Source organism: Streptomyces sp. NBC_00353 (genome assembly GCF_036108815.1).
Classification (GTDB): Bacteria; Actinomycetota; Actinomycetes; order Streptomycetales; family Streptomycetaceae; genus Streptomyces.
In genome coordinates this window covers 8,812,534-8,834,946 of the sequence record NZ_CP107985.1, presented here as the reverse complement: position 1 = coordinate 8,834,946, position 22,413 = coordinate 8,812,534, and the positions used below count along the sequence as shown (strand labels likewise).

At 68.6% G+C, this 22,413-nt stretch carries 25 protein-coding genes and 2 pseudogenes; 10 read left to right on the top strand and 17 right to left on the bottom strand.

The genetic code is table 11. The features are described from left to right. The first annotated feature begins 329 nt into the window (after positions 1-329). Positions 330-1,205 (top strand): universal stress protein, encoded by an 876-nt coding sequence (locus OHA88_RS39770; RefSeq protein ID WP_326632877.1) that lies wholly within the window; start codon positions 330-332, stop codon positions 1,203-1,205. 76 nt (positions 1,206-1,281) lie between these two features. Here the strand turns inward: OHA88_RS39770 and OHA88_RS39765 are convergent, their stop codons facing one another. Then, positions 1,282-2,349: a zinc-dependent alcohol dehydrogenase family protein gene (locus tag OHA88_RS39765; RefSeq protein WP_328629104.1), complete on the bottom strand. Its 1,068-nt coding sequence runs from the start codon at positions 2,347-2,349 to the stop codon at positions 1,282-1,284. A 346-nt stretch (positions 2,350-2,695) separates the two neighbouring features. Between OHA88_RS39765 and OHA88_RS39760 the strand changes: the two genes are divergently transcribed. Together OHA88_RS39760 and OHA88_RS39755 are read left to right on the top strand one after the other, a co-directional pair. After that, a complete protein-coding gene (locus OHA88_RS39760) occupies positions 2,696-3,397 on the top strand; it encodes a response regulator (RefSeq protein WP_267006938.1) in 702 nt (233 codons plus the stop codon). 661 nt (positions 3,398-4,058) lie between these two features. Continuing rightward, complete coding sequence (locus tag OHA88_RS39755) at positions 4,059-4,523, top strand: transglycosylase SLT domain-containing protein (RefSeq protein ID WP_443044363.1); 465 nt, start codon at positions 4,059-4,061, stop codon at positions 4,521-4,523. Positions 4,524-4,918: 395 nt separating this feature from the next. On the opposite strand, the gene OHA88_RS39750 is transcribed toward OHA88_RS39755, so the two are convergent. After that, on the bottom strand, positions 4,919-6,145 hold the full coding sequence (locus OHA88_RS39750; RefSeq protein ID WP_425901086.1) for an MFS transporter: 1,227 nt from the start codon (positions 6,143-6,145) through the stop codon (positions 4,919-4,921). 245 nt (positions 6,146-6,390) lie between these two features. On the opposite strand from OHA88_RS39750, the gene OHA88_RS39745 reads away from it, so the two are divergent. Continuing rightward, on the top strand, positions 6,391-7,299 hold the full coding sequence (locus OHA88_RS39745; protein ID WP_328629103.1) for an NAD(P)H-binding protein: 909 nt from the start codon (positions 6,391-6,393) through the stop codon (positions 7,297-7,299). A 95-nt stretch (positions 7,300-7,394) separates the two neighbouring features. On the opposite strand, the gene OHA88_RS39740 is transcribed toward OHA88_RS39745, so the two are convergent. The 4 genes from OHA88_RS39740 to OHA88_RS39725 form a co-directional block, all read right to left on the bottom strand. Then, positions 7,395-7,766 carry a YybH family protein gene (locus OHA88_RS39740; RefSeq protein WP_326601798.1) on the bottom strand — a complete coding sequence of 124 codons (372 nt, stop codon included), beginning with the start codon at positions 7,764-7,766 and terminating at the stop codon, positions 7,395-7,397. Between the two features lie 366 nt (positions 7,767-8,132). Next, positions 8,133-8,831 carry an SDR family oxidoreductase gene (locus tag OHA88_RS39735; RefSeq protein ID WP_328629102.1) on the bottom strand — a complete coding sequence of 233 codons (699 nt, stop codon included), beginning with the start codon at positions 8,829-8,831 and terminating at the stop codon, positions 8,133-8,135. Positions 8,832-9,127: 296 nt separating this feature from the next. Next, positions 9,128-9,841 carry an SDR family NAD(P)-dependent oxidoreductase gene (locus OHA88_RS39730; protein WP_328629101.1) on the bottom strand — a complete coding sequence of 238 codons (714 nt, stop codon included), beginning with the start codon at positions 9,839-9,841 and terminating at the stop codon, positions 9,128-9,130. Positions 9,842-10,052: 211 nt separating this feature from the next. Continuing rightward, the gene (locus OHA88_RS39725) at positions 10,053-10,976 is read right to left on the bottom strand and encodes a LysR family transcriptional regulator (RefSeq protein ID WP_328629100.1); all 924 of its coding nucleotides are present in this window, start codon (positions 10,974-10,976) and stop codon (positions 10,053-10,055) included. Positions 10,977-11,126: 150 nt separating this feature from the next. On the opposite strand from OHA88_RS39725, the gene OHA88_RS39720 reads away from it, so the two are divergent. Further along, on the top strand, positions 11,127-11,429 hold the full coding sequence (locus OHA88_RS39720) for a muconolactone Delta-isomerase family protein (RefSeq protein ID WP_267006932.1): 303 nt from the start codon (positions 11,127-11,129) through the stop codon (positions 11,427-11,429). Positions 11,430-11,529: 100 nt separating this feature from the next. Then, the gene (locus tag OHA88_RS39715) at positions 11,530-12,801 is read left to right on the top strand and encodes a YbfB/YjiJ family MFS transporter (protein WP_443044332.1); all 1,272 of its coding nucleotides are present in this window, start codon (positions 11,530-11,532) and stop codon (positions 12,799-12,801) included. 60 nt (positions 12,802-12,861) lie between these two features. On the opposite strand, the pseudogene OHA88_RS39710 reads toward OHA88_RS39715, so the two are convergent. From OHA88_RS39710 to OHA88_RS39695, 4 genes and pseudogenes are all read right to left on the bottom strand, one after another. Next, positions 12,862-13,035 (bottom strand): annotated as a pseudogene (locus OHA88_RS39710) (TetR/AcrR family transcriptional regulator); the annotation flags it as partial. A gap of 40 nt (positions 13,036-13,075) precedes the next feature. Next, positions 13,076-13,621, bottom strand: a complete 546-nt coding sequence (locus OHA88_RS39705) for a CchlQ (RefSeq protein WP_328629099.1) — start codon at positions 13,619-13,621, stop codon at positions 13,076-13,078. Positions 13,622-13,858: 237 nt separating this feature from the next. Further along, on the bottom strand, positions 13,859-14,584 hold the full coding sequence (locus OHA88_RS39700) for a YcnI family copper-binding membrane protein (RefSeq protein ID WP_328629098.1): 726 nt from the start codon (positions 14,582-14,584) through the stop codon (positions 13,859-13,861). A 30-nt stretch (positions 14,585-14,614) separates the two neighbouring features. Further along, positions 14,615-15,205, bottom strand: coding sequence for a hypothetical protein (locus OHA88_RS39695; RefSeq protein ID WP_443044331.1), 591 nt, complete (start codon positions 15,203-15,205; stop codon positions 14,615-14,617). A gap of 236 nt (positions 15,206-15,441) precedes the next feature. Here OHA88_RS39695 and OHA88_RS39690 point away from each other — a divergent pair, with 236 nt between their 5' ends. Continuing rightward, on the top strand, positions 15,442-16,185 hold the full coding sequence (locus tag OHA88_RS39690) for an SDR family NAD(P)-dependent oxidoreductase (protein ID WP_328629096.1): 744 nt from the start codon (positions 15,442-15,444) through the stop codon (positions 16,183-16,185). Here the strand turns inward: OHA88_RS39690 and OHA88_RS39685 are convergent. Further along, complete coding sequence (locus OHA88_RS39685; RefSeq protein WP_328629095.1) at positions 16,134-16,787, bottom strand: NACHT N-terminal Helical domain 1-containing protein; 654 nt, start codon at positions 16,785-16,787, stop codon at positions 16,134-16,136. The two genes, OHA88_RS39690 and OHA88_RS39685, sit on opposite strands and share 52 nt — an antisense overlap. A gap of 354 nt (positions 16,788-17,141) precedes the next feature. Here OHA88_RS39685 and OHA88_RS39680 point away from each other — a divergent pair, with 354 nt between their 5' ends. Beyond that, positions 17,142-17,726, top strand: coding sequence for a 2'-5' RNA ligase family protein (locus tag OHA88_RS39680; RefSeq protein ID WP_328629094.1), 585 nt, complete (start codon positions 17,142-17,144; stop codon positions 17,724-17,726). On the opposite strand, the gene OHA88_RS39675 is transcribed toward OHA88_RS39680, so the two are convergent. From OHA88_RS39675 to OHA88_RS39655, 5 genes are all read right to left on the bottom strand, one after another. After that, positions 17,696-17,869, bottom strand: coding sequence for a hypothetical protein (locus OHA88_RS39675; RefSeq protein ID WP_328629093.1), 174 nt, complete (start codon positions 17,867-17,869; stop codon positions 17,696-17,698). The genes OHA88_RS39680 and OHA88_RS39675 overlap by 31 nt on opposite strands. Further along, the gene (locus OHA88_RS39670) at positions 17,866-18,174 is read right to left on the bottom strand and encodes a transposase (RefSeq protein ID WP_328629092.1); all 309 of its coding nucleotides are present in this window, start codon (positions 18,172-18,174) and stop codon (positions 17,866-17,868) included. Before OHA88_RS39670 ends, OHA88_RS39675 begins: the two co-directional genes overlap by 4 nt. A 246-nt stretch (positions 18,175-18,420) precedes the next feature. Beyond that, entirely contained in the window at positions 18,421-18,594 is a 174-nt protein-coding gene (locus OHA88_RS39665) for a hypothetical protein (RefSeq protein ID WP_328629091.1), read from the bottom strand. 529 nt (positions 18,595-19,123) lie between these two features. Further along, a complete protein-coding gene (locus tag OHA88_RS39660; protein WP_328629909.1) occupies positions 19,124-19,330 on the bottom strand; it encodes a hypothetical protein in 207 nt (68 codons plus the stop codon). 164 nt (positions 19,331-19,494) lie between these two features. Further along, the gene (locus OHA88_RS39655; protein WP_328629090.1) at positions 19,495-19,719 is read right to left on the bottom strand and encodes a hypothetical protein; all 225 of its coding nucleotides are present in this window, start codon (positions 19,717-19,719) and stop codon (positions 19,495-19,497) included. Positions 19,720-20,311: 592 nt separating this feature from the next. Between OHA88_RS39655 and OHA88_RS39650 the strand changes: the two genes are divergently transcribed. Beyond that, positions 20,312-21,115 (top strand): Cof-type HAD-IIB family hydrolase, encoded by an 804-nt coding sequence (locus OHA88_RS39650; protein WP_328629089.1) that lies wholly within the window; start codon positions 20,312-20,314, stop codon positions 21,113-21,115. Here the strand turns inward: OHA88_RS39650 and OHA88_RS39645 are convergent. Further along, a pseudogene (locus tag OHA88_RS39645) lies at positions 21,105-21,350 on the bottom strand (hypothetical protein); the annotation flags it as partial. The gene OHA88_RS39650 and the pseudogene OHA88_RS39645 overlap by 11 nt on opposite strands. Positions 21,351-22,001: 651 nt before the next feature. Between OHA88_RS39645 and OHA88_RS39640 the strand changes: the two are divergent. Beyond that, on the top strand, positions 22,002-22,355 hold the full coding sequence (locus OHA88_RS39640; RefSeq protein ID WP_328629088.1) for a hypothetical protein: 354 nt from the start codon (positions 22,002-22,004) through the stop codon (positions 22,353-22,355). Positions 22,356-22,413 lie beyond the last annotated feature (58 nt).

Sequence of the window (22,413 nt, the reverse complement as noted above, 5' to 3'; positions counted from 1 at the left end):
TTCCACCGGTTACCCGGTGGCCCGCAGGGGCTGTCCGGGGGTGACCGGGGGGACCGACCGGCCCTAAGGGCCGTCACGTAAGCCCTGGCGGGCGCACGACGACAGCGATTTCTCGTAAGGATTTGGGCGGCACAGCGGGCAGCCCGACTCGCCGCCGAGCGGGGCGGCCTCATCCGTCGGTGCTGCGGCCACCGCTCCGGGCAACTGCTGCTCGCGTAGGGCCGAATGTCCCCCATTGGGGACCGATCGCCCCTCCCGCCGGTCCCGTGCGGGTGTCACGGTGGCGACACGGGGTTCTTCCGGCCGTGGGAGGAAAGGCGGTGGGGACGATGGAGCTGCCCCTGGTCGTGGGCGTCGACGGATCGGATTCCAGTCTCCGGGCAGTCGACTGGGCTGCGGACGAGGCGGCCCGTCACGGGCTCCCGCTGCGACTCGTGTACGTCTCCCGATGGGAACGTTACGAGGCGGCGAGCCTGCAACAGAGCCTCGAACGCCCCTCCGAGCAAGTGCTTGCAGACAGCATCGTGACCGATGCAGCCGCACGTGCCGCAGTCCGTAACCCCGAGGTGAGGGTGACAGCCGAGGTGCTGGCGCAGGACACGGTCACCGCGCTGCTGGACGAGGGGCACAGGGCCACGATGCTGGTCACGGGTTCAAGGGGCCGCGGCCAGCTCAAGGAGCTCCTGCTGGGCTCGGTGAGTCTGGCCGTGGCGGCCCGCGCCCACTGCCCCGTCGTCGTGGTGCGCGGCGACGCCGCAGGAACAGTCGGCGCGCACGGCCGCATTCTCCTCGGTGTGGCCGACCCCTCACGGGGAAGGGCTGCCGTCGCGTTCGCGTTCCGGGAGGCCGCCGCCCGGAAATGTGAGATCGACGCCGTACGCTCCTGGCGTCGCCCGGGGTACGAGGGAACCGGTCTCCGGCGCGACACGAGCGCCCCTGGCATCTCCCGCGAGATGCGCGCGGAGACGGAGCTCGATCAGGCTCTCGGACCGTTCGTCGGCAAACATCCCGATGTCGCCGTACGCCGCTCCACGGTCGAAGGGCCGGCCCATCAGGTGCTCGTACACCGCTCCGCCGCCGCCGACCTCCTCGTCGTGGGAGCACCGCGCCGGCACGGGCGCGTCGGCCTGCAGATCGGCCGTACGGCCCACGCGGCACTCCACCATGCACACTGTCCGGTCGCAGTGGTGCCGCAGCCCCAGTGACTCGCAGTAGTGACGAAACGACAGGGGGACGTCCTCGGTCGAGGACGTCCCCCGCGCCGTCACGCCCGCCGTGCCGTCATGCGGGCACATCGACGACGTCGTGCTGCACCCCGCCCAGCACCACCTTGAGCGCGCCGGTCTCGGCTGCGGCAGCAAACACGTCGTACGCCTCCTCCATCTGGGCGAGATCGAAGTGGTGCGTCACCAGCGAGCCCGTGGACAGCCGACCGGCGGTCAGCATGCGCAGCAGGACGGGCGTGGAGTAGGTGTCCACGAGCCCCGTCGTGATCGTCACATCCTTGATCCACAGATCCTCCAGGTGGAGGTCTGCGGGCTTGCCGTGCACCCCGACGTTTGCCACACGCCCACCCGGGCGGACCACCCTCGTGCACAGTTCGAAGCTGTCCGGCACGCCGACCGCTTCGATGGCCGCATCGGCCCCGAGGCCTTCGGTGAGGTCTTCGACGAGTTGCTGAGGATCCTCTCCCGCGTTCACCACGGCGTCCGCCCCGAGCGCACGTGCCGCCTCCAGCCGGGACTGCGCCAGGTCCACGACGATGATCCGCCCCGGGGAGTACAGCCGTGCGGTGGCGATGGCGGCCAGCCCGACCGGGCCGGCACCGACGATGACCACGGTGTCGCCCGGGCGGACGCCGCCGTTGAGCACCCCCACCTCATAGGCGGTGGGCAGGATGTCGGAGAGCAGGACGCCCTCCTTGTCGTCCACCGTGGCGGGTAGCGGGTACACGGACAGGTCGGCGTACGGGATGCGTACGTACTCCGCCTGCGTGCCGTCGGTCAGGTGTCCCAGTACCCATCCGCCACCGCCCCGGCACTGCCCGTACCGCTGCTCGCGGCAGAAGCGGCAACGACCGCACGAGGAGATGCAGGACACCAGCACCCGGTCCCCGGGACGGACCGTCCGCACATCGTCACCCACCTCTACGACTTCCCCGACGGCCTCGTGGCCGAGCACCCGGCCCGGCGTCACCTCGGGCAGGTCGCCTTTGAGGATGTGCAGATCGGTGCCGCAGATCGTTGTCGTGCCTACTCGGACAATGGCGTCCGACGCGTCCTCGATATCCGGGTCCGGTACCTCGTCCCAGGAACTCTTGCCCGGCCCGTGGAAAACGAATGCCTTCATCGCGATCGCTCCCTGGTGCGCGTTGCTCCGTAGCGCCCTTCCACTGCCATCCTGTGCCGGAGTGCCGCCGACATGCATGGGCCGGTCGGTACCCAGAACGGGTGCACCGGCCCAATCGGAGAAGCCGGCCGGAGAGCGAGAGTGGAATTGGGCCCGCAGGAGGAGGACTCCGGGCCGGTGCACGCGGTACCGGCCATTGTCGATGTTGAATGGGAACCCGGCCGTCCCGTCGGGGAGAACGCAGGCTCCACGGCACACGGCGATGAGTCGTACGGCGCCGGCGCCGCCGGGAAGATTGTGGGCAAGGCTCCAGGGGCCGGAACGCACGAGCGGGCAAGGGGCAATCATGGATGACGCACCCCAGTTCTCGGAATCAGCACCCATCAAGGTGTTCCTGCTCGACGATCACGAAGTCGTACGCCGGGGCCTGCGTGATCTGCTCGACACCGAGCCGGACATCGTGGTCGTCGGTGAAGCCGGCACCGCCGACCATGCGCTCGCCCGCGGGCCCGCGCTACGACCGGACGTAGCAGTTCTGGATGTACGTCTGCCGGACGGCGACGGCATCACCGTCTGCCGAGAACTGCGATCCCGCATGCCCGGCCTGGCCTGTCTGATGCTCACCTCGTTCGACGACGACGACGCGCTGCTGGACGCGATCATGGCCGGCGCCGCCGGATACGTGCTGAAGCAGATCAAGGGATCAGACCTTGTCTCCGCGGTGCGGGCCGTCGCATCGGGCCAGTCCATGCTCGATCCCGCCACCACCACACGTTTGATGAGGACGCTCCGTCACGACGACACCCCTGCCTGTGCTGCGGACGACGCCCTTTCGGGGCTGTCCCCGCGCGAGCGCGAGATCCTGGACCTGATCGGCGAGGGGATGACGAACCGTCAAATCGGCAAGCAGCTCTTCCTCTCGGAGAAGACCGTGAAGAACCACATTTCGCGGCTGCTCGCCAAGCTGGGTGTGGAACGCCGCATCCAGGCGGCTGTCATCGCCACTGAGGCCCGTCCTCACGCCCCCTACGCCGACGGGAACCACTGAGAGGGTCCCGGTGGCCTCTGCATGGACGGTCATCTCGCCCTTCGCCCTGTAGCGCGCAGGCCAGGCCCCGGCCCTCGGCGTACTGGATAGTCGGCGTTCACCCCGTAACGGGCTCAGGGGGCCATCGCAGCCCCCGTCCCTGCGGTACCGATGCGGGCCCGTCCTCTCCCGCTCGGTTTTCCCAGCCGCCTCCGGGCCCGCCCATGCGCGCGACCGCGCAACTCCGAATCAGTCCTGTCGCACCGTCCGCGTGGTGTGCCGCCACCGGATCGGTCGCGCACGCCCAAAGGCCAGAATTTTCCGCCGGTTCGCGCGAATAACCCGCACCTCCCCACTGCCAATACGGAATGCATATAAAGAATTACGGTGAGTGAATTGGACGCCCTCGATATGACACAGGCCACATGACCTGCGTCACTCTTATGCCGATTTGAGGCATTTGCCGTGTGGGGTGGGCCATATGACGGGCGTCACTCTGAAGCCGAATAGTAGACCATCGAGGCCCGCTCCCCGGCCGTAAAGGCCCTTCTCCAATCATTTTCCGCACTTGGTACTAATCGCAGTAGTAAGAGGCGGTCATTGACCCGGGATTCCCTTCCGATTAACAATTCTTGGCATCACCCCCCGACAGAACAGGAATTACCACGTGCAGATCACCGCGATGCCCACGAAGTTCGCCCGCATGACCAAGACCAAGAAGATCTCGCTGGGCATGGTCGCAGCCGGCGCCGCCGTCATGGCCGGCACCGTCGTCAGCGCCCCGGCCGCCTCGGCCGCCACCCCCGCCCCCGCCCCCGCCCAGTCCGGCGGCAACGTCGACACCTGGATCAAGCAGTCGCTGGAGATTCTGCACAAGCAGGGCATCCCGGCCACCTACGAGGGCATCCACAAGAACCTGATGCGCGAGTCCTCCGGCAACCCCAACGCCATCAACAACTGGGACTCCAACGCCATGAAGGGCATCCCGTCCAAGGGCCTGATGCAGGTCATCGACCCCACCTTCAACGCGTACCACGTCGCCGGCACCTCGACGAACATCTACGACCCGGTCGCCAACATCACGGCCTCCGCCAACTACGCCGCGCACCGCTACGGCTCGATCGACAACGTCAACTCGGCCTACTGATCCGGCCCGACGAAGCACCACGGTCGCCCAGCAAGTCCCGGGCGACCAGCACCCGAACAAGACCCACCGGGCGAAGAACCGCAGGCCACGTCCCCGCGACCGGCCTGCCGACGACAGCCGTTCCCGCAGCCACCGACGGCACACCCCCACTTCGTGGCGCACAGACGCACAGACGCACCGCAGCCGGGGTCACGGCCCCCGGACTCGCGCCCCTGCCAAGGGAAGCAGCGTCCATTCAGCATCGAAGTGTCGGCGCACACCCACCAGTCGACGCCCACTGCTGGTGTCTTGACGGCACGGACGACGCTCGAAGACCCCCGAAGCTCCCCCGGCCAGGCCGCCCACTTGTGTCCGAGCTCCCCGACGGCGGGACTCGCGGCCTTCACTCGCGGCCTTCACTCGCGACCGATCACGCCCCCGGCCGGCGACCTGCGTGCAGCGTAGGCTCCCGCGCCCGCCGCCAGCAGCATCACGCAGCCCGTGAAGATCAGCCCGGCTTGGCGTAGCCCGAGCCATGTGGCCATGGCACCGACCCCGACCACCGGCACCGAGATCCCGGCGTAGGCGACGACGAAGAACGCCGAAATGGTGCCGCCACGATGCTGTGCCGGGGCAGCACTGCTGACCTGGGTAAGTGCGGCGCGAAAGGCCAGTCCCTGGCCGGTGCCGCCGAACAGGGCGCCCAGGACGAGCAGCAGCATGGATTCGGCGATCAGTGACGACGCCACCAGCAGCAGCCCCACGACGAGAATGCCGCACCCCAAGGGGAGCGCGAGGCGCGCGCCGATCCGTTGAGTCAAGGACTGCCCGGCGGTCGAAGCGAGAAACACGGAGAAAACCACGGCGCCGGAGACAGCCAGGTTGTGCACACCCAGCGTCTGCGAGACAAAGCTCGTCGCGACCGCCGTGAACAGCCCGAGAAGCGCGAAGCCGGCGAACGCCGCCAGCGCGGCGGGCGTGAACACACCCTTCACTTCGGGCGGCACCGTGACGCCCTGCGGCGTCAGAGGCGGCCAACTCTTCGGCTCCACCACGGTCTCCGGCAGGAACCAGGTGATTCCCGTGGCCACGGCCACCAGCCCCAGGTGGACCCAGAACGGCAGCATCAGCGGCCAGGGCGTGTACTGCGCGAGGAGGCCGGAGAGCAGTGGCCCGCAGCCCAGACCACCCATGTTCGCCGCAGTGGCGGCGAAACCGGCACGTGCCTTCTGCCCGGGACCCGCCAGCTCGATGACGGCCGCTGTTGCCGCGCCGCTCAGCAGGCCGGCCGCGCAGCCGGACAGCAGTCGCCCTGCGAAGAGCAGGGGCAGGCCGTTCTGCAGGAGGAAGCATCCCGCGCTCGCGGCCGACACAGCCATCGCGCACAGCAGCACAGGTCGGCGGCCGACCTCGTCGGAGTAGTTTCCCGCCACCAGAAGCACGGTGATGACCGCGACGGCGTACACGGCGAAGATCACGGTCACCAACAGCTCGGAGAACCCGATCTGTTCCTGGTAGAGCCCGTACAACGGTGTGGGCAGCGTGGTCCCGGCCATCCCGATGGCGAACACCACTGCCGCAGCCGAATAGCCCGGCCGCCAACGGCCACCGCCTGCATTCCCTGCGCCCTCACGAACGATCACGCACGTCACCCTACGAGCGGCCCCGCACTGCAGCGGCGCCCGGCACGAGGTGGCGCGCCGCTCCGCAGGGACGTCGGCGCGGCGTTCTCACGTCGTCTCCCCCGTCGGCGGAGGATCTGCCGTGACTCGTTGCACCGCTGCTCCATTCTGGTGTGCTCGGCAGGGCTTCCCACAGTCGGCCACTGCCGACCGGCAGGATCACGCCCATGGTGCACCGACCCTCGATCCCCTCATCCGAAGCCGCCATGACCCTCGTGACAGGCGCTGCCGGCGACATCGGCCGAATGGTGGTGGAACGCCTACGCGGCGACGGTCTGCCGGTTCGCGCATTCGTGCACCGGGACGACGAGCGTGCCGCCGAGCTCCGCGACCTGGGGGCGGACGTCGCCGTGGGCGATCTGACGCGCGCGGCCGACGTCGCCCGGGCGCTCGACGGCTGTCGCCGGGTGTACTTCGGACTGGGCGTCTCCCCCTCCTATCTGGAGGCGACTGTGACCGCGGCAGCAGCCGCCCTGGACCACGGGCATCTCGAGGTCTTCGTCAACATGTCCCAGCTGACGGTCTCCCAGATGACACTGGTCAGCACCAGCGAATCCAGGCAACAGCGTCAGCACTGGCTCGCCGAACAGACCCTCAACTGGTCCGGCCTCCCGGTGACCCACATCAGGCCCACGGTGTTCATGGAGAACCCGATCTTCCTGATGGTCATGGCCGGCGGCGTCGCGCAGGACGACACCATCCGGCTTCCCTTCGGATCGGGCCGTACCTCCCCGGTCGCCGCCCAGGACGTGGCCGAGGTAGCGGCCACCGTCCTTGCCACGCCGGACGCACACGTGGGCCGCACCTACGCCCTGACCGGAGAGCGCTCCCGCGACATGACAGCCATCGCGGAAGAACTCACCGACGCGCTGGGCCGAGACATCACCTATGTCGACGTCCCCTACGAGGAATGGGTGCGCACCAAGCTCACCCCTCTGGGGCTGCCCGAGTACGTCGGCGAGCACCTCTCCACGATGGCGCGCCTCCACGCCGCGAACAGGTACGACCGAGCCACCGACGACGTGGAGCTGATCACCGGACACCCCCCGCTGAGCTTCCGCGACTTCGTACGGAGCCACTCCGGGGCCTTCACCGACAGCACACGCATCCGCTGACCGGTTGTGGCCACCCTGCATGAGGTGCGGCCCCGCCCGGAAGGCACAGGCACCGCAAGCCTCTGCGGTGCCTCTGCCTTCGGAATCGGGAGAAACTAAGCGAGTCGGGATACCTGGTAGTGACTGATGTACCAGCGGTCCTCAACGCGCTTCACCAGTACGCCGAGGTTGACGCCCACTGTGGGCCGGTCGGTGAACGAGAAGTCGACGCTCAGATAACCGAGCACGAGGCCGTCGGCGAGCTGCCTGGTTTCGAGAATCCGATACGCAGCCGTCATCCCGAGGGGTTGGGAATCGTAGTAGTCGGCGACGCCCTGCCGTCCGATGCTGTAGGGGCGCAGGCCCTGGAAGATCGCATCCTCGGTGAAGTGGGAGGCGACCCGCTGCGGTTCGTGCCCGTCGACGGCTGCTTTCCACTGGTCGAGGACACCGCGCAGGATCGCTTCGCTGTCTGTCGTGCTGTTCATCAGGGTTCTCCTGTCGGGTGGAATCGGGGCCCAGGGCTTCCTGCCCGGGCGGGCCACGATGTCGGCCACGGGTTCGGCCGTGGCATGCCGCCAGCCTGTCCCGGCCGGTTGGTTCTTCTCCGGCGCTCGGTGGGGGACGTGGACCCAACGGAAACGTCACCCGCGCCTACTGCGTCGAACTCGGTGCCTCACAAGGCGCGTCGGCGCCGGCGATGAGCCTGCCCCCGCTCCCGGTGGTGCGGGTCCGGTGCCGCTGTCCCTCAGGACGCACGCCACCGTCTGCACGGTCGGTGGCGGCACCACCTCGTCCACGAAGGCGAGGTCCAGAGGCGGGCGCCCCCACCGCGCACCGGCCGACACGACACGTCAGATGTGAGGTTCGGCGCTGGGGGGCTGCGACAGGGCGGCCTTGACCCGCCTGGTTTCCTCGTCGGCGAGGACTTCGACCCGGTCGTCGGCCAGGGCCCGTACGGTCTGCTCGGCCACGTCGGCCGCACTGATCTTCGGTCTGTCCGTCCAGGCACTGAGGTCCGTGTCCACGAAACCGGCGTGCACCCCTACCACCAGGGTCCCCTGTTCGTGCAGGCCCTGCCTCAGTGCGTCCGTCAACGACCACTGCGCCGCCTTGGCAGCCGCATATCCGGGGAACAGTGGCTGCCCGACCCAGGACGCCACCGACAACATGTTCACCAGTGCACCGCCGCCGTTTCGGGCCAGGATCGGGGCGAACGCCCGAGAAACGGCCCAGGTGCCGAAGTAGTTGACCTCCATCGCCTGGCGCGCACCGTCGAAAGCGCCGTCCAGGAGCTTGGTGCTTGCGCCTCCGATACCCGCGTTGTTGATGACGATGGTCACGTCACCCGCTACGGCTGCGGCCTCGGCGATCTCCTCGGGCTCGGTCACATCCAGACGCAGTGGGATGACGTCCCGGTCGACCACACTGGCCGGATCGCGGGCACCTGCATAGACCTTGGCTGCGCCATGAGCGATCAGCGCGCGAGCGAACGCGCGGCCGATGCCACGATTGCCGCCCGTTACCAGGGCAACTGACCCTTCGATGTCCATCGTTCTTCCTTTGCCACCTTGTCGGTATCGGCATCCATATCGGCGCCGGACCCGGGAACAGTGATGACCGGGACTGCCCGCATCGGCGCCGAGAGCATGGCCGGGCCGACGAAGGAGCGGGGTGGGGGTGCTCAAGTGTCAGCCGGCCCCCTCGTGGCCTGCACCACGAGGGCATCGGCTTCGACCCTGACATGGGCTGTCCGAACACGGCCTCGGCGCGCCCTGCTCGACCGCGAGCACCGCACGATGGGCCCTGCCCAGCAGGCAACGAGGGAGGCGGCAGAGGTGCTTTCGGGTCAGCGGCCCGCGCTCTGGCCGCCGTCGACGTGGAGGATCTCGCCGGTGACGAACGGGGCGTTCTCCAGGTAGATGACCGCGTCCACGATGTCGCTGAGTTCGCCGATCCGGCCGACCGGGTGCAGTCCGGCGAGCCACTCGTGGGTCTCCTCGGCGTGCATGGGGGTCTTGATGATGCCCGGAGAGACGGCGTTGGTGCGGATGCCACGCTTGGCGTACTCGATGGCGAGGGACTTGGTGGCGGACTGCAGGCCGCCCTTGGTCAGCGAGGCGAGTACGGAGGGGACGTTGGAGTCGGCGTGGTCGACCAGGCTGGTGGTGATGTTGACGATGTGTCCGCCGCCCTGGGCGAGCATGTGCTCGATGGCCAGCTGGGTGATGCGGAAGAACCCGAGCAGGTTCACGCCGGTCGCCGCGGCGTAGTCGTCCTGGGTGTACTCGTGGAAGGGCTTGGCGAGGAAGATGCCCGCGTTGTTGACCAGGGTGTCGACACGGCCGAACCGCTCGACGGCGGCGGCGATGACGCGTTCGGCGGTGGCGGGGTCGGCGATGTCGCCCTGGACGGTGACGACGTCCGCGTCCTGCGACTCGGCGACAGTCCGCGAGGTGGCGACGACGCCGTAGCCGAGCTTGCGGTAGGCCTCGACGAGGCCGGCCCCGATGCCCTGCGACGCGCCGGTGATGACTGCGACCTTCTGGCCCTGAGTGCTCATGATGATCTTCTCCATACGGGATGTGTTCCGACCGATTGACTAACCGACCGGTCGCCTATGAAAAGGTAGACGACCGGTCGAGAAAGAGTCAACGAGCACCGGCGTCAATCCAAGGACCGGCTTCCTCATTACTGGTAGGCGCAGCCTCTCAGCCCGGGCGGGCCCGGCGTCGGGCCGGGCCGACGCCGGTTCGCCGGAGGAGCGAAGCTGCCTACTGCCAGTGTGCGCCGCTGTCGGGCCGCCAGGCGCCCGGGGCGTCGATTCCCAGGTCATCGATGCCCTCGCAGAGCGCGTCGACGACGGCACGTACCGCTGGACGGGCCTCGCTGCCACGCCAGACCAGGAACCAGGGCCAGTACACCTTTGGCCCACGGACCGGGCGTTGGACCAGGTCGGGCGGTAGCTGTGCGGACTGCCCCTTGGGCGAGTTGATGACCGGGCGGCCACTGCGGCGGACGTGGTCGAAGAAGGCGGAGCCGGTGATGCCGCCGTCGGAGATGCGTACAGCGTGGGCCCCGGTATCGCGGGCCAATTGTTCGGCGTAGTCGTTCCAGGACGACCAGGAGGTGGTGTCGTCGTCGAGGAGCACGTCGGTGTCCCGGGCGAGTACGTCGCTGGTGTCATCGCCGGTGGCGACGGCGTAGAGCCGGTCGGCGCCGATCAGCCGTGCTTGGAGACCGCGCTGTTCCAGGTCCTTGGTCCGCCCCCAGCACACCGCAAGGTCCAGGCTGCCGTCGGCGACCCGGGCGGCCTGCGTGTGGGAGGGCGCGATCCACGCATCGATGTGGAGCTGGGCCACCACGGGCGTGCGGGCGACCAGGTCCGCCGGGAGCCAGTTGACGTAGCCGAGCCGGACCCGCTCCGCTCCGGACAGCCGGCCGGCTCGGCGCTGGAGGTCGTCAGCCCGTTCCAGCAGGGCGCGGGTATGCGGAAGAAGGGCCGCCCCAGCCGGGGTGAGGGACACCGAGCGGCGGTCACGGTCGAACAGCGTCACGCCGAGGTCGCGTTCGAGCACTTTGATCTGCTGGGAAAGCGAAGGCCCGGCGATCAGGAGCCGCTCGGCGGCCCGGCCGAAGTTCAGTTCCTCGGCGACGGCAACGAAGTACCGCAGTTGACGCAACTCCACGCCCGCCATGCTACGTCCGGTGAGAGGCTGCGCCTACAAGCATCGAGGATGCCGGTCGTGGCGTCGGCCCTCGTGGCAGGTACACGATGGCCACGTGGAAACCGTCCACACCCGTGGCGTGCCGGCGCGAACCGGGCGCCCACCGAACGGAGCAGAGTCATGCGCGAGTTCCTGGTCGAGATCACCACCACCATCCCCGAGGGCACCACCCAGGACGAGGTCGACCGGCGTCGCGCCGCCGAAGCCGTCCGCGCCAGGGAACTGGCCGCCACCGGCCACCTGGCCCGGCTGTGGCGCCCGGTGGGCGAGCTGCGCAGCATCGGTATCTGGCGGGCCGCCGACGAGGACGAGCTCCACGAGAAGGTTCTCGGCACGCTGCCGCTGCGCTCCTGGATGTCGCTCGACGTCACCGCGCTCGAGTCCCACCCCAATGACCCGGGCCGCACCGACGTCACGCCGTGACCGCAGACTCCCTTCCGTCATTGACCGCCGCCGTCACGCGGCCGCAGCAATGAGCCGCGCCCCGCCCCGCATACGCGCACGGCCCCTCGAGGACTTCATCATGAGCTTGCGCACCCAGCGCCGCTTCTCCGCCCGATCCAGCGGGCCGTTCCACTCGCCTTGGACCCACGTCGCGCAAGCCGCCGCGGCGCTCGCCGCGGGCATGGGGGTCGGCCGCTTCGTCTACACCCCGATCCTTCCTCTGATGCACACCCAGGCAGGGCTGTCCTCCGCTGCAGGCGCGAACCTGGCCACCGCCAACTACGTCGGCTACCTCGTCGGCGCACTCCTGGGCATCGCGCTGCCCACGCTGGTCCGCTCACCCGCAGTCCTGCGCGGTTCCCTGATCGTCCTGACCGGCAGCCTCGCCGGCATGCCCGCCACACACAGCACCACCGTGTGGATCGTGCTGCGCCTGCTGGCCGGCCTGGCCAGCGCCCTGATCTTCGTCGTCGCCGTCAGCTCGGTCCTCAGCCACCTGCGAGAACACCCCGTTCACCTGCCCGGCTGGGCATTCGGTGGAGTCGGCGCAGGCATCGCTCTGTCGGGTCTGCTCGTTCTCGTCCTGCGCTCCGTCGCCGACTGGCGGGCCGCCTGGTGGGCCTCGGCCGGACTCGCTGCCGTCTTCGCCGCTGTTTCGTGGAATCTGCGTCCCGAGGGCACGCCCGCATCCAACGTCAGCTCCACGACGGGGACCGCCCGCCGGCCGGGTCCGCGCACGCACCGCTGGTTCACGGCCCTGTTCGCCGCCTACACCCTGGAGGGCATCGGCTACATCGTCGCCGGCACGTTCCTGGTCGCCGCGATCGAGCAGAGCTCCCCGGGCTGGGCAGGCAGCGGCGCCTGGGTGCTCGTCGGTCTGGCCGCCGTACCGTCCTCGGCGCTGTGGGCCTGGCTGGGCCGACGCTGGTCCCGCCCCGACCTGTTGTGCGCCGCCCTCGTCATCCAGGCGGTCGGCATCGCCCTCCCCGCACTGATCGGCGGCGTGACGGCCGCCTTGTTCTCCGCGCTGCTGTTCGGCGCGACGTTCCTCGGCGTCAGCACCATCGCCCTGGCTGCAGGAACCCACCTGCAGTTCCCCCGCTCAGTCGCACTGCTGACCGCCGGCTACTCGGTAGGCCAGATCCTCGGCCCACTGGTCGTCACCCCACTGCTTCACCACGGCTACCACCAGGCCCTGATCCTGGCCGCCCTGGTGGTCCTCGCCGCCGCCGGTGCCGCCGCCGTCCTGCGGATCGGCTTCCCGCACCACATGGCCGTTGTGCGCAGCACCGTCCCCGGATGGCAGTCCGCACCGGCAGAATCCGCGCCGGTCCGGACCGATCGCTCTTGACGCCCCTTGTCGCCCACCGTTCAGCCCCTGGTGCTGCCCGCCGCGCCCGGCGTGTGGCTATCAGCTGCCGGCCAGTGCCTCCTGCGGCGCGCGAGCACCGAGCAGGGCCAGGCAGTTCGGCCACAGGGGGCTGAGCCGGTGGGTGTCGTTGTGGAGCTCGGCGAACAGCACCTGGCCCTCGATCTGGGCGACGACGGACCGTGCGGCTTCCCGGGTGTCGGTCACGGCGACCTCGCAAATGGTGGTCGCCGTGTGCCACCCCTGGGGACACGGGTCAGCCCGTGCCCGCCAGGTCTCCGCACAGGGGGCATCGCTCCTTGCCGTCCCAGGCGTGCCAGCCGAAGACGGCGGGTGACAGGGACCGCCCCTCCAGTTCGTCGCGGACCGCGACCCGGTACGCCCACACGCTCGCGATGTACGGGTGGTAGGCGTCATGGAGGGCGGGCGAGGAGACAGGCGCGCCTGCGGCGACGGCGCTGCGCAGTGCACGTAGCTGCTCGAACATCGCCTGGCCAGCGCCGGCAACCGTCGCGCTGGCCTCGATGAACAGCCTCTCCCGTACCTCGTAGAGCCTGGCGTCGGTCAAGGCGGCGCGGCTGGCCGACTCCAGGTCGGTAGCGGCATCAGGGCCCTGCGCGAGCCCGCGCAGCTGCGTATGCGCGGCGCCCGCGGCAGCGATGAAATCGATGTACGCCTCGCGGCGCCGCGCGCCGAGGCCGCGGTCGACCTCCTGCCGCGTGCGCAGACGATCGGCCAGAACGGTCCCGGATATCGCGATCACGGCGCCGCCCAGCGTCGCGATCAATGTCCCCCACTCCACGCGCACTCCCCCTGCCCGCCGGTTCGGACGGCACCGTAGCACCACGCCGGGGACTGCGCAGGTGGCCACTGGGCCGGCCGGCCGCGCTGTCGCGGTTGCGTACTCGGTCGGCGCCGCCGTTGCGGGTCCGATTGCGCAGTTCCCCAGGGCCGCTGCGCGTTCGGCGTCGGTGATAGACGGCAGCACGGTCCCGTCGACGGAACTCGACGCCGACGGGAGCGTGCTTGCGCGCGGCGGCTAGGAGGAGCGGGCGCTGCGGCCGCGAGCGATGGCCATCCCGGCTGCGACAAGCCCCAGAACGCCCACGACAAGCCCGGCAATGCCGAGGCCACGTGCGGTCGAGTCGCTGCTCGACGCCTCGGCCGTGGCCTTCGGCTCCGAGGACGAGGCGGTCATGGGCGCGTTCTCGTCACCCGTGGTCCTGGCGGTGAGCTTGAGGACGGGCACCGGGCTCTCCGGCTCCTCCCCGCCCTTCTGCGTCTCCTCGATCCAGCGGACGACCTTGCCGTCGGAGTAGGTCTGCAGCGTCTTGAAGCCCAACTGATCGGTGTCGTCCGGCAACTGGCCGAAAGCGACATCGAAGTCGTGGTACTCGCCGGACCGGATCCGTCCGCCGGACCAGGTGATCCGGGAGACGGCGTCGGTGATGGTCCCGTCGTCGGTCTTGACGGGGGTCTTGAGCCTGGTGGTCGTCACCTTCGCGGTCCAGCCGTCCTGAGGGGTGACGAGTACGCCCAGGACCGGGTGGTCGGTGGGGAGGAAGACCTGCACCTCGGTGGTGTCGGCAGTGTCCTCCTCATTGGGCACGCGGAAGGTGAGGACACCGTCCGCGGCGCCCTTGGCGTAGCTGTCGGGGTGGACGGTGACGTGCGCGAAAGCGGAGCCCGCGGCGGTCAGGACGCCGGCAGTCGCGAGGGCGGTAAGGGTGCCTGCCCGGCGCAGGGCGGTGCGTGTCGAGGACATGAATGGAACTCCGTACTGGGATCGGTGGATTCAGGGCGCGTACGGGATCCCTGTGGGCGGTCCTCGACGGTGGACGGCATGCCGCAGCAGCACCTGCCGCGTCGGCCGAAGCTCACCTGCGATCCCGTGTGTGAAGCCCACTGCAACCGGTGCGACACACGGCACTCTCCGCACGTGCCACCGGCCCACCAGTCCCGGCACCCACGCGACCGCCCGGCGTAGCAGGGTCCACAACGCAGCCTCGCCGCGTCGCAGCCACCAGGTCACGAAGACGGCCGCCGCGATATGGACCGCGGTGGCGTGAGGCGTCAACGCATGCTGAGGGGCCACACGCAGGACTTGCAGGGTGTGCATGCCCATCACGGCATGAGGCCGTCCGGCGTCAGACACGACGTGCAGCCCGCCCTGGGCCGCGAGCGTCCCGCCACCGATACCGGCCAGCGACCTCTCCCGGCCGCCCAGCAGGCAGCCGCCCGCGAAGACGGGCACGAACCCGACGGCCTGCACCCACACCGGTGGCGCCGCACCCGTCGCCAGCGCATGGCCCCCGGAAGCCAGCAACACGCACAGCACGGCGAACACCCCCGCGCGCAAGCTCCGTACCGAAGGGGACGCCCTCATAGCGCCAGATACTCCCACGCGATGCGAACGGCCCTCCCCGCCCGTCGCATCCGCCACGGCGCCGCCCGAGGCCGGCCGATCACGCCCGCCCCCCGAGCAGGTACCGCCCGGGCGGGTCGGGGCCGAGGAGATCGCGCTGCCTCGGCGACGCGAGATCGGCGCCGACCGGCGTCCGGGCTTCGCCGCCGGTTGCCGGACAGACCGGTCCGGACAACAATTCCGGGAAGGAGCTGCCCATGTCTGTGGAGCACGAAGAACTCAACCTGCGCCCCCTCACCGCACTGGTCACCGGGGCCACCTCCGGCATCGGCCGGGCGGTCGCCGAACGGCTTGCCGCCGACGGAATGTCCGTCGTCGTGACCGGCCGCAACGCCGAGCGCGGCGCCGAGACCGTCAACGAGATCACCGCGGCCGACGGCGAGGCCCGGTTCATCCAGGCGGACCTCGCGGATCCGGCCGGCATCGACCGGCTCGCCGCCGAAGTCGGTGAGATCGACGTCTTGGTCAACAATGCCGGGCATGCCGTCTTGGCGCCGACCGAGGAGATGAAGCTCTCCGACTACGACGCGATGTTCGCCGGCAATGTCCGCGCGGCGTTCTTCCTCGTGGCGGCGTTCGCCCCGGCGATGGCGGCAAGGGGGTCGGGCAGCGTGATCAACATGGGCAGCATGGCCGGCAGCCTCGGCCTGGCCACGGCAGCCGCGTACGGCGCGACCAAGGCCGCGCTGGCATCCCTGACGCAGAGCTGGACTGCTGAGTACAGCGGCCGCGGCGTCCGCTTCAACACCGTCGCCCCCGGTCCGGTCTACACCCGGCCCGATTTCCGCTACCTGTACGACGCGATCGCCGAGACCACCGCAATGAAGCGCGCGGCCGAGCCCGCCGAGATCGCCGAGGTCGTCGCCTTTCTCGCGTCGTCGAAGGCCAGCTACATCACCGGCGCGACCGTCGCCGTCGACGGCGGCCGCACCGCCATCTGAACCCGCCCGAGGTACGCCTGCTCGAAGGCGGCCTCCTCGCCGCCGGGGAGCGTGCTGCGACGCATCAACTCGTCGACTTTGAGTATGAGTTCGTCGACCGCGCGGGTCTGCCGGACGAGGGTGTGCGCGACGAAGGTCGAGCGCTGCGTGAAGAAGTGGAGGATATGCAGGCAGGCGGTGTCGAGCAAGGCCTCGTAGAAGTACGCGCCGTCGTCCGTGAGATGGCGTTCGGGACTGTCGCTCACACGCCTCAGGTCGCGGGCGAAGGCCTGGTGGCCGAGACGGACGGCGTCGAGATCGCTGATGGTCAGTTCGCCGAGGGCCTGGAGGGTGTCGGCGAGTGCGTCGGTGACGGCCTGCTGTTCGTCCGCACGGATGGGGTGTTCGCCTGCACGCAACGCCTGTTTGACGAGTTCGGCGGCGAGTTCGCGAACATCGGTTGCGGTGAGGGTCCGCTTCTCGCCTTTGAACGAGACGTGGCCAGAGATGCGGATCGGCTTGTCGACCAGGCCGGCTCCGGGACCTTCGGTGACGAAGAGCTTCTTGACGAGGGGGGCTATCGCAGCCGAGGCCAGCCGGGTGCCGATGGCAGTTGGTTCCAAGTTGTCCCCCCGTAGAACTGTGGCGACCGCTGCCGTCCGATCCTAAGGCGCCTCGCACATCGTGCGTCACGACCTCTTGCCGTCCCGAGTGGACACCAGGAAACCCGGTGATCCACCTGCCGTCCTTGCCGCCTCCGAAGGCCCGCCGTGCCTCCCAACGAGCTGGGAGGTACCTGGGAGCCTGACACCCCGAACACCCCTGTTATGTCCGGGATATCTGGGAGGTGCGCACCCTGTTCCCCCGTGGTGACCTTCCCGGGAAGCGACCTACTGGTGCAGCTCCGCAGAAGTTCGTGGAGGTCGTGGAGGTCGTGATCTTGCTGGCGGGGGTCGACTGGCTGGCATCATGTCGCCATGGCGGCAGACAGTGCGGGTCAGTATCGGGCGGGCGAGACAGCACTGATCGTTGAGGTGCCCGAGGCCGAGCCGGTCGTGGGCAGCTGGCGTGAGCGGTTCGACGCGTCGGTGGGGGCCGGGGTCCCGGCGCATGTGTCGGTGCTCTATCCGTTTCTGAGCCAGGACCGCGTCGGTGATCAAGTTTTGGGTGTCCTGGGCGAACTCTTCGGATCCCACAGTGCTTTTGATCTTCGTTTCCGGGAGTGCGGTCGCTTCCCCGGGGTGCTTTACCTCGCCCCGGAGTCGGACGATCAGCTCCGGGCGCTCACCCTGGCGGTCGCTGACCGGTGGCCGGAGGCGCCGCCGTATGGGGGCCAGTTTGCCGAGGTCATTCCACATCTGACGGTGGCGCATGGCCAGGAGCCGAGTGTGTTGGACGCCGTTGAGGCCGACCTGTCGAGTCGGCTGCCGGTCACGACGCACGTCGGTTCGGTCCAGCTGTTGGTCTTCGATGGCATCGTGTGGCGTGAACGGGCGGACTTCGCCTTGCGTACGCCACGGGTCGATGCTGGTCAGGCGGATTTGAGTGGGCTGCCGTCGTAGGTCCAGCGATAGGGTTTCACCGTGGTGTTGTGCCCGATGACGTAGGTGTCGAGCTTGTCGATGAGGTTGTCGCGGCCGGGGAAGTCTCCGTGCCGCAGGACCCGGCGGGTCAGGGCGGAGAAGAACAGTCCACCTGCGTTCAACCAGAGGCGTGCGGCGGGGTCCAGTGCACGGTCCGGCGCGGGTGGTCGGCCAGCCACTTCTTGGTGTGCTTGACAGTGTGGTTAGAGCCGTTGTCCAGCACGACGTGAATGTCCCGGCCTGGTGCGACGACCGCGTCGAGTTGGTCGAGGAAGGCGGTGAACGTCGCCGCGTCGTTGCGGGCGATGATCTCGGTGAGGACGTCGCCGGTGGTCACGTCCATCGCGGCGACCAGCGAGGCGGCGACAGCACGACGCGCCGTAGGCCGCTGTCTCGCGACGCCGCGCGAGCAGGCGGCCGGAACCACGTGCGGTGGCTCTCGAAACGAGAACGTTTGACACGCACCTGCCGCGGCGGCCCAGGCGCAGAAGGGCGAAGTCGGCGAGTGCCTGCGGAGATCAGCACGGCCGACACCGCACGCGTGCGCGCCGGAGCGGGCCGGTGCGATGCGATGTGTGCTGGGCAAGCCGTTGCAGCGCCGAGACCGACCGCGCACCACCGGACGCACGAACCCGCTTGGCCTCGCACTGGCGCCACCCACGACGTGGCGTGGTCAGCGCCTGAAGCTGTCCTTCGACCTCTCCTTGATGTCCCGGGCCTTGCCCCGGGCCTCCAGTGCGGCTCCCTTGGCTGCGGTGGTCTCGCTGCCCACCGCGCGGGCCACCTTCCTCACGGCCTTCCCGACAACCTGCTCGGTCTTGGCCTTCGCCTTTTCTCCGGCACTCATGTCGGTCCTCTCGTAGGCACTCACTCATCCGCCTGCCCCTGGCCCCGGAGCGGAAACAATGGGCATCGCAGCGCTGCGCCTCCTCCGACGGCCGTGTTCTCAAACAGCTCGCCGCAGCGACGCCCACACACTTCATTGTGTTCCCGGCAGAAGGTGTTTGGTGGCGCTCGATTTGCGGTTTCTGGGGCGCAGTGCATTGATTTCCCCGTCCCGGTCGGGTCGACCGAGCTGGCTTGGCTGTGGAGGTTCGTGACCGCAGGCGAGCGCATGTTCGATTTTGGATGCACACTGGACACGGACGACGGGGCGGGAGTGTCGCGTCGCAGCGAAGCAGCGTTGTGAACGGGTAGGGCCGTACGGACCGCCCGTCGCGCAGCAGGAGGTAGTCGGCGCGCAGGATCGGCAGTGCGGAGTTCCCGATCAAGGTGGCGCGTGCCCGGGCGGTCCGACGCTGCCCGAGGGACCCCGTCGCCCGCTGCACCAGGTGTGGAAGCATCTGGACCGAGCTGAGCGCCGCCGCGTAGCTCCGTCAGCAGAGACACCCGACGTCAATCACTTCGATCACGTTGCCCCGGGCCGTGTACTCGACCCAGCACTGATTGCCGAACGCTGCCGCTTTTGCCCCTGGCGGCGGGAACGGAGCCTCGGCCGCGGCGCTGATGAGCATGATGATCTCCTTGCGCGCGTCGGCGGGGACGTCCAGCAGCACATCGGCGGCGCGTTTGATCAATTCCACTCGCATTGCGCACCCCGTGGCAGGAGCAGCGTTGCACGGCACAGCCCTCAGCCCGGATGGGCCTGCCCAACCAGGGTCTCTCGGCTAGCCCGGGCATGTACAGGGGCGCAGCGAAGCCCCCGCACACGCTCGTGCGGGGCTCACGTACACCCAACCGCACAACCTCAGCCGCGCGCTTCCGGAGCCCAGTAGGACGGTCCCCCGCCGCGCCATTCGAGCAGCTCCGGGTCGTCGATCTTCGTATCAGCCTCGGGCAGGCCTGCGAGGCGTAGGAACTCCACCACGTCGAGCAGGTGGTACGCCGTGCCGACGTACTCATCGCGGATTGTCACCCGCCGTCCGCCGTCCGACTGCGGCGGGTGAACGATCACGGGCGCTTGTCCGGACATACTCCCAGTGTGCTCCGGTCATCCGAATATGGATCGAGCCCCGGCACTCGCTCGTGCGCCACGGTTCGGGTGCAAAGACCCGTCCACTGGCCAGACACCGGGTGGGGTGAAGATGAATCCGGTACGTCCGATACTTCAGCCCGACCTGTCGGGTGCCCCTCCTGCTACCTCCGGTGGCGCCTGGGTGGCAAAGGTCCGTGCCCCCGCCAGTTGATACCGGTCCCACCGATGTCGACCCCCAGCACGTGGGCCGTCTTGTCCAGAATTACCTGCGTCACCGCGCGCCCCTCAAGGACATGCCCAAAATGTGCTGTGTGAATTTTGAACGATAGCCCCCACATGAGCTTCGCCATGTCACCCTTCAAGGTGTTATATCGAAATCTGAGGGGTATATCCAAGCATTGCGTGCCTGCAAGGGCATTAGCCTCCCCTCGTAGAGAGGGACGCGACTGCGACTGATGCCGGCCGCGACGGTGCCCTCCAGCAACTTTCGGAAATCGACGACCGGGGACCCGTCCCACAGGTCCCCGCATCCATGAGCCGTTGCCTTTCCCCACCCGGACCTGCCGCGACCAGTGCTTACGGAGGCGTGATGCCAACCCGACCGATCCGTCTACTTCTTGCCGACGTCGACGGCACTTTGGTCACGAGCGACAAGCTCCTCACCGACCGCACTGTCCAGGCGGTCCACAAGCTCCACGACGCCGGCGTCCTCTTCGCGGTGACCAGCGGGAGACCACCCCGCGGCATGTCCATGATCATCGAGCCCCTGGCGCTGGCCACTGAACTCGCCGCCTTCAACGGTGGTCTCATCGTCAACCCGGACATGACCGTTGTCGAACAGCAGGTCATTCCGATGGAGGTGGTGGCCCCGGCCGTCGCGCTGATGGAGTCGTTCGGCCTCAGCGTCTGGATCTACCGGGGCGCCGACTGGTACGTCCGCGATCTCAAGGGGCCGCACGTTGATCGCGAGAGCTGGACGGTGCAGTTCGCGCCCACGCTCGTTCCCGGTTTCGACGGGCTGGAGCAGGGCGCCGCCAAGATCGTCGGGGTCAGCGATGACCACCAGGTCGTAGAGGCGGCCGCGGTCGCAGCTCGCGCGCGGTTCGGCGAGCATGTCTCGGCCGCCCGCTCGCAGCCCTACTACCTCGATGTGACCCATCCGCAGGCCAACAAGGGCAGCGTCGTCAAGTACTGGTCCGCCAAGCTCCGGATTTCCCCCGAGCAGATCGCCACGATCGGCGACATGCCCAACGACGTGCTGATGTTCGCTCACTCGGGACTGTCCATCGCGATGGGCAACGCCAGCCACGAGGTCCAGCGCGCGGCGAGGCGAGTTACGACGAGCAACGAGGAGGAGGGTTTCGCGAACGCGGTCGAGCAGTTCATCCTATGACCCGCGGCACCACATGCCCGGGTCTGCCGCCCTGAGCCTGAAACCCGGTCTGATCAAGGAGGAGGACATCCATGAGCGTCGAGCATGAGAAGCAACCTGCCGCCGAGGCCGCGGCCGAGCTCATGGCGCGCGGCCCAAAGGCAGTGGGAAACACATACGCCACGTCATGAAGCATGGCGGCTGCCACCAAGAGGTCGGAATCCCTCCCCGCGATCCGAGCAACCTCGGCCGCCCGGGCTGCGACTCTTTGAGTAACACCGCACGTACCTCCCGCTGATCACCGACACGGCGATCGCCTGGGCCATCGCCCAAGAGATCAACGACGCCACCGGGCGGTCACACCCTGAGGCACTCACACCGAACGGCTCCCGGCGTATCCGCATGCCCCGACGTAGGCGCTATGCGAGCGAGCAAGGGCAGACCCGGTCACGGGGGGGGGGGGAACCGAGCCTGCCCCTGCATATCGGCGCCCGCGTACCTCCCCCTCGGAGGACGGGCGCCATGACCCCGCCGGGGGTCACTCCTCACAGCGTGCCGCACGTCAGAACTGTCACGGGGGGACGGAGATGGTCGCGAGACCGACTCCCTTATGAAGGCACGTACTTGCCGCCATCATGGCTTGGTCACGAATTGCGCACACGCCGGACCGGGGGGCCGTTTTGGCATCCCGAACGAGCTCCTCCATTCCATCCCGAAATGAGCCCTGGTGCGCGAACATCTGCGTAAGTACCTGAATAGACAGCCATATGTGAGTCGCCGCGGGCTGCGGTGTAACAGGCAGCGCATTCGGAACGCTGAAGCAGGAAGAAGCGGGGCGACGACCCGGGCTGAATTTTGGCACCTGGAGCGAGCGCGCCGACATGGCACTACGTCGATCGGATTTCCTGTGAGCAACATCGACCCGGTTCCCGGATACCAGACGTACAACCAGCCCTCGGGGCCGGACCGCTCCGTACGTCACCAGGCCGCCACACGGCGCGCCGCCATTACCGTCTGCACGATCGCCGACATCGCGGCAGGTCTGCTCGGTCTGTGGATCCTGTTGTTCCTGCTCGACGCGAACCAGGCGAATGTGTTCGTCGAGTTCGTGCGGGAAACGGCGGACTGGCTGGCCTGGTGGGCGCAGGACATTTTCACGATGAACACAGAGGGTCTACGTGTTGCCCTTAATTATGGTCTTCCGGCCGCCATGTATTTGCTGATCGGCCATGGGATCGCTGCCCGGCTCAACCGAGCCTGAAGCGGACCGGCCTTTATCGATCGCCACGAACCGCTGCCGCCGGCCCCTTCCCACTAAC